1 protein-coding gene is annotated in these 3,033 nt (G+C 70.4%); it reads left to right on the forward strand.

Features of this window, described 5'->3' with window-relative positions; genetic code table 11:
- Positions 1–3,033: non-ribosomal peptide synthetase (locus tag CCN29_RS33720; RefSeq protein ID WP_143661461.1), on the forward strand; the 3,033-nt coding region annotated here is incomplete at both ends.

Genomic DNA, 3,033 nt, shown 5'->3' on the forward strand with positions numbered 1-3,033 from the left:
CCTGGTGGTCGCGTTGCTGGGCGTACTGAAGTCGGGTGCGGGCTATGTGCCGATGGACCCGGGTTATCCGGATGAGCGTGTCGACTTCATGGTCGAGGACTCGGGTGTCCCGCTGGTTCTGAGGTCGGTCGAGGACTTCCCGGACGGGGGCCGTACGGACCGTGTTCCGGTGTCCGGTGGTGGCTCGGATGTGGCGTACGTGATCTACACATCAGGGTCGACGGGTCGCCCGAAGGGGGTGATGATCGAGCACTCCCAGGTCGTGGCGATGCTGTCCTGGGCCGGCCGGGTCTTCTCGCGCGAGGAGTTGGCGCAGACGCTGGCTGCGACATCGGTGTCGTTCGACCTGTCGGTGTTCGAGATCTTCGCGCCGCTGTCGGTCGGCGGGACGGTCCACCTGGTGCCGGACAACGCGCTGGACCTGATCGCGAATCCAGGCCGGTATGCGGACGTGACGTTGGTGAACACGGTGCCGTCGGTCGCCCGTGAGCTGCTGGCGGCGGGTGCGATTCCTCCTCGGGCGCGCACGGTGAACCTTGCGGGTGAGCCGCTGGCGCCGGGTCTCGTTGCGGAGTTGTACGCGCATCCGGTGATCGGTGTGGTGAACAACCTCTACGGGCCGAGTGAGGACACCACCTACTCCACGCATGCTGTCACCGTTGCCGGTGATGCGCGGACGCCGATCGGCCGGCCCGTGGACGGCACGCGAGCTCACGTCCTTGATGGCTCTCTGCGGCCGGTGGTCGTAGGCGCGGTGGGTGAGCTGTACCTGTCGGGAGCCGGTGTCACCCGCGGCTACCACGCCCGGCCCGCCCTCACCGCGGAGCGGTACCTCCCCGACCCCTTCTCCGCGAACGGCGGCAGGATGTACCGCACGGGAGACCTGGTGCGCTGGCGCCCTGACGGCCAGCTTGATTACCTCGGCCGCGCCGACGGACAGGTGAAGATCCGTGGCCACCGCGTCGAGCTGGGCGAGGTGGAGGAAGTCGTGCGCCGCCACCCGCAGGTGTCGGAGGCGGTGGTCGTCGCCCGCCCGGACGCCCTTGGGGCACTGCGGCTGGTTGGTTACGTTGTCGCCGACGAGGCGGGCGCTGTGCCTTCCGATCTTGCGTCGCACACCCGCGCCTGGCTGCCCGACTTCATGGTCCCCTCGGCCCTGGTCGCCCTCGATGAGTTCCCCCTTCTCCCCAACGGCAAGATCGACCGCTCCGCGCTCCCCGACCCCGAACTCGGCGCAGACCGCGCCTTCTTCCGCCCTCCGTCCGGGCCGACCGAAGAACTGATCGCCCAGATCTGGAGCGAACTCCTCGACGTCACCGAGATCGGCGCGGACGACGACTTCTTCGCCCTCGGCGGCCACTCCCTCCTCGCCACCCGCCTCACCCACCGGCTGGGCGAGGCCCTCGGCGCCCACATCCCGCTCCACCTCGTGTTCGAACACCCCACCCTTACCGACCTCGCCGCCCACCTGGACCGGCCGGGCAAGGCCCGCCCGCCCATTCCGGTCGCAGCGCGTATCCCCAACCCCGACGGCACCGTCGTCTTCCCCGCCACGTCCGGCCAGAAGCGACTGTGGCTGCTGTGCGCCCTGGACCCGCAGGCGAATCTGGCCTACACCCTGAACGGCGGCGCCAGGATCACCGGCCGGCTCGACGCCCGGGCCCTGGCACGGGCGATCGAAGAGGTTGCCCGCCGCCACGAGGTGCTGCGGACCACTCTGCGCGAGGAGAACGGCGAGGTCGTCCAGGTCGTCCACCCCGTCTGGTCCGGCACCGTGGCAGACGCTTCCTCCGACGACCCGTACGCGTCCCCGGAGTGCGACGAGGCCGAACTGCTGACGCACTGGCGTCACTCCACGGTGGACCTCGCCGAAGGCCCGCTCTTCCGTGCGCGGATCGTCCGCCGCACCGAGGACGTCCACCTGCTCCTGCTGTCCCTGCACCACACCATCGCCGACGGCTGGACACTCACCCGCCTGCTGGACGACATCGCCGCCGCGTACGCCGCCCTCGACCAAGGCCGCCCCCTGCCCCCGGCCCCCACGCTCCACTACGGGGACTTCGCCCAGATGCGAGCTGCCGAGCCGACGTCCGAGGACGACGAAGGGCTCGCGCACTGGCGTGAGCGGCTTGCGGGTGTGCGCCCTCTGGACGTCCCGACCGATCACCCGCGTCCGGCACGACGCACCCACAACGGTGCGGCCGTCCCGGTGGAGCTGAGCGCCGAGACGGTCGGTCGCATCGCACGCGGTACCAGCACGACCCCGTTCGCCGTCGTCGCCACCGCGGTCACCGTCGTCCTGGGCGCCCTGTCGGGCAGCGACGACGTGACCATCGGCATCCCGACCAGCGGCCGTGCTCACCCCGACACCGCCGGCATCCTGGGCTTCTTCACCAACACGCTGCCCCTGCGCCGGACCCTCGACCCGCGGGCGACGCTCGCGGAGGCACTGCGTGCCACCCACGAAGCCCTCGTGGAAGCACACGAGCACGCCGAGACACCCTTCGAGGAGATCGTCCGGCACACGGCGCTCGCCGCCGACGACGGGCAGGCACGCAGCCCCCTGTTCCAGACGATGCTGGCTCTCAACGAAGCCCCCTCGAGGAACCTGCACCTGACCGGTCTGACCGTCAGCCGTCTCGACATCCCGCCGGCCGGCACTCAGTTCGACTTCTCCCTCCACCTGGAGCAGGGCGAGGACGCGATCACCGGCTACCTCACCTACAACACCGATCTCTACGCCGACAGCACCGCCCGCTACTTCACGGAGCGCCTCGCCTCCGTCGTCTCCGCGTTGGTGGAGTGCCCGGATGCCGTGTTGGCCGAGGTGGATGTGCGGTCGGTGGGGGAGCGGGAGCGGTTGGGTGCGCTGTCGGTGGGTGCGCCGCTGGCAGGCGGTGTGGCGAGTCGGGTGGAGGAGCTCGTTGAGGGGGTGGTTGACCGTCTGGGTGGTGCGGGTGTGGCGGTGCGGTGCGCGGGTGAGGCGTTGTCGTTCGGGGAGTTGGAGGAGCGGGCGAACAGGCTGGCGTGGGG

The organism is Streptomyces pseudogriseolus (assembly GCA_002154585.1).
GTDB lineage: Bacteria > Actinomycetota > Actinomycetes > Streptomycetales > Streptomycetaceae > Streptomyces > Streptomyces pseudogriseolus.